Annotated in this window: 2 protein-coding genes and 1 pseudogene; 1 reads left to right on the top strand and 2 read right to left on the bottom strand. The window is 70.1% G+C overall.

Annotated features, from left to right (window positions below):
• The coding region (locus IQ216_RS12555; protein WP_193815750.1) for a sodium:solute symporter at positions 1-1,331 on the top strand (1,331 nt) is incomplete at its 5' end.
• 26 nt (positions 1,332-1,357) lie between these two features.
• On the opposite strand, the gene IQ216_RS12550 is transcribed toward IQ216_RS12555, so the two are convergent.
• On the bottom strand, positions 1,358-2,032 hold the full coding sequence (locus IQ216_RS12550; protein ID WP_193815749.1) for a class II aldolase/adducin family protein: 675 nt from the start codon (positions 2,030-2,032) through the stop codon (positions 1,358-1,360).
• A gap of 48 nt (positions 2,033-2,080) precedes the next feature.
• A pseudogene (gene mtnA, locus IQ216_RS12545) lies at positions 2,081-3,211 on the bottom strand (S-methyl-5-thioribose-1-phosphate isomerase); the annotation flags it as partial.
• Between the last annotated feature and the right edge of the window lie 419 nt (positions 3,212-3,630).

Raw genomic sequence — 3,630 nt, 5'->3', positions numbered from 1 at the left:
GCGCCTGGCTGCTGCTGGCCCTGGGCCTGCTGGCTCTGCTGCTGCTGCTGGCCGGCTGGGTGGCGCGACGCCTGTCGCTGATGGTGTGGGGCATTCCCGAGGCGCTGCTGGCCGGGGTGCTCGGCCTGCTGCTGGCGCCGGCGGGAGTCCTGCCCTGGTTGCCCCAGCCGGTGATGGACATCTGGGCAGAGCTGCCCCAGGTGCTGCTCACCCTGGTGTTCGCCTGCCTGATGCTGGGCAAGCCCCTGCCCACCCTGGCCGGGCTGTGGCGGCCGGTGTCGGGGCAGGTGTCCCTGGCGCTGGTGCTCGCCTTCGGCCAATACCTGGTGGGAGGCCTGGTGGTGCTGTGGATCCTCGAACCGCGGCTGGGGGTGAGCCCGGTGATGGCCTGCCTGATCGAGGTGGCCTTCGAGGGTGGGCACGGCTCCGCCGCCGCCATGGGGCCGAGTTACGCGGCCCTCGGCTTCCCGGGTGGCCAGGCTCTGGGCCTCACCCTGGCCTCCGCCGGTCTGGTGGCCTCCACCCTGGTAGGGGGCCTGGTGGTGCTGCTGGGCCGGCAGCGCGGCTGGCTCTCGATCGACAACGCCGCCAGCCTCAGCGCGCTGCCCCGCACCGGCGGCCTCGAACCCAAGTCAGGCCCTGGCGCCTCCGTCTGGCTGGTGAATCTGGCCCTCTCGGGCTGTGCGGTGCTGGTGGGGCTGGCCCTGCTGGCGCTGCTGCGGCTGGGTGGCGCCCTGGTGGGGGGTGGCGTCGACACCGTGGTGGAAGACCTGCCCGTGTTCCCCTTCGCCATCCTGGGATCGCTGCTGGTGCGGCTGCTGCTGGAGCGCACCGGCCAGGCCGGCCGGGCCTCGGCGCCGGTGCAGACGCGGCTCAGCACCCTCTCTGCCGACCTGCTGATCACGGCCGCCACCGCCGGACTCGACCTGGCCTTGCTCCGTGCCGACTGGCTGCCCCTCTCGGTGCTGATCGGTGCCGGCCTGGTCTGGAACCTGGCGGTGGTGCTGCTGCTGGCGCCGCGAATCCTGCCCCGCGACTGGTTTGAGCGGGCGGTGATCGAGTTCGGCCAGGCCACCGGCGTGGCGGCGAGTGGCCTGGTGCTGCTGCACATGGCCGATCCCTTCGACCGCAGCAGCGCCCTGCAGGCCTTTTCAATCAAGCAACTGATGCTGCAGCCTTTTCTGGCCGGTGGTGTGATCACCGTGGTGGCGCCCCTGGCCGTGGCCGGCTGGGGGTTGGCCACCTGGACCGGCCTCTGTCTGGCGATGGTGCTCGTGTTCGCCACCACGGGCATGGTGCTGGCCGGAGCGCGGCCCCAGCTGCCGGCCTGAGAGCGGGCGGCCGAGCCCTCGAGCAATCAGGCCGACCACTGCTCGCCGTAGTGCAGAGCCGCCATGCTGTGCGCCACCCGGCCCATCTCTTCGCCCGAGAGCTGGGGCGGCTCACCCAGCTGCAGGGCCTGCAGATACATGTGGGCGAGGGTTTCCACCTCGATCGCCAGGCCCAGCGCCTGCTCGGGAGTGCCTCCCAGGGTCACCTGGCCGTGCTGGGCCAGCAGGCAAGCGCGGCGCCCGCTCAGGGCCTGCAGGGCCAGATCGGAGAGCTGCTGGCTGCCGAAGGTGGCATAGGGCGCACAGCGGATGTCCGGCCCACCGGCCATCACCACCATGTAGTGGAACGGGGGAAGGCCGCGGCCATGGCAGGCCAGGGCGGTGGCCTGGATCGAATGGCAGTGCACCACAGCGTTCAGCTCCGGCCGGCTGCGCAGCAGGTCCGCATGCAGCCGCCACTCGGAGGAGGGCCTCAGACCCTCCGGACGCGACACGGCATCCAGGGGCTGGCCATGGACATCGATGGCGCACAGGTCCGCGGGCTCCATCCGTTCGTAGGGCGTGCCACTCGGGGTGATCAGCAGGCCCCCGGGGATCCGGGCTGAGAGGTTGCCGGAGGTGCCCTGGTTGATCCCCGCGCTGTTCATCCGCCGGGCCGCCAGCACCAAGGCCTGGCGCAGCTCGAGCTCCGGGCTGGCCATGGGCGGAGGCGCGGGAATCCCGAGGCTAAAGACCAGCGGGGCTGGCCTCTACTGCAAACCTCCCTGACCTCCCGCGCCGCCCGAACTGCCCGAGCTGCCCGCACCGCCCAGGTCCCCATAGAGCCCCACCAGGCCGGCCTCGCTGGCCGGGGCCACGCCCCGTTCGGTGATCAGGGCTGTCACCAGCCGGGCCGGGGTGACATCGAAGGCCGGATTGAAGCCCTCGCTGCCCTCCGGAGTGAGGGCCACCGTGGCGGATTCCATGGCAGCGGACTCTCCAGCAGCGGCGATGGCACCGGTGTTGAGCAGGCGACCGCTGATCTGGGTCACCTCACTGCCGGAGCGAGCCTCGATCGGAATCTCCGCGAGGCCGTCGCGCAGGCTCCAGTCGATGGTGGAGCCCGGCAGGGCCACGTAAAAGGGCACGCCGTTGTCGTGGGCGGCGAGGGCCTTGAGGTAGGTGCCGATCTTGTTGCAGACATCGCCGCTGCGGGTGGTGCGGTCGGTGCCCACGATCACGGCGTCCACCAGGCCGTGCTGCATCAGGTGACCGCCGGCGTTGTCCACGATCACGGTGTGGGGTACCCCCTCCCGGCCCAGCTCAAAGGCGGTGAGGCTGGCTCCCTGGTTGCGGGGCCGGGTCTCGTCCACCCACACGTGCAGGTCCAGGCCGGCGCGGTGGGCCTTGTAGATCGGCGCCAGGGCCGTGCCCCAGTCGACCGTGGCCAACCAGCCGGCATTGCAGTGGGTGAGCACCTGGAACGGCCGCCCCTGCCGTTCGAGCGCTCGGCCCGCGGCCAAGGCCTGAAACAGCGCCAGGCCGTGGTCGCCGATGGCCGCGCACATGGCCACGTCCTCCTCGGCGATCGCCGCGGCCTCGAGACGCGCCGCCTCGGCCCGCTCTCGTTCCGGCAAGGCCTGCACCCGCTGCCGCACCCGCTGCAAGGCCCAGCGCAGGTTCACGGCCGTGGGCCGGGTGGCATTGAGCTGGTCGTAGGCCTGGGCGAGGGCGGTGTCGCTGGGGTCGCTCTGCAGGGCCAGCATCAGCCCATAGGCCCCCGTGACACCGATCAGGGGCGCCCCCCGCACCACCATCGTGCGGATCGCCTCGGCCGCCGCGTCACAGCTGCTGAGCTGGCGGGTGGTGAAGCGATGGGGCAGCAGGGTCTGGTCGATCACATCACCCCGAAAATCCTTTACCTGAATACGATCGCCAATGCTGAATGAGCCGGCACCGCCTTTGAGAATGGAGCCGGACACACAAAGAATCAGTTCCTTGGTAGCCACCACAAACGCTACCGCGATGGCGACGATCGACAGCGCCAGGGAACGAAGCTGCTCGCCCCAGATAAAGACCAGGCCGAACACCGCCAGTAACACCAGTGCATTTCGGGAATTGACCAAGAGCCGGCCACGCAGCTCAGATGACGCCACGTTGCGCCGGATAACCCCTGCGATGATAACCCTCAGGGCAATCACACCAAGGATCAGGAGCGTGGTGCTGAATAGCAGTGGTAAGGCCGACTCCGGCAGGCTGAGGTTCTCAGGTAGCCATTCTAGGCTCTCGAGCATGATTGTCGTCCCCGGATGGTGGGATA

The sequence above is a fragment of the Cyanobium sp. LEGE 06143 genome, from assembly GCF_015207535.1.
Taxonomy (GTDB): domain Bacteria; phylum Cyanobacteriota; class Cyanobacteriia; order PCC-6307; family Cyanobiaceae; genus NIES-981.
This window is presented reverse-complemented; position numbering and strand designations above follow the sequence as displayed.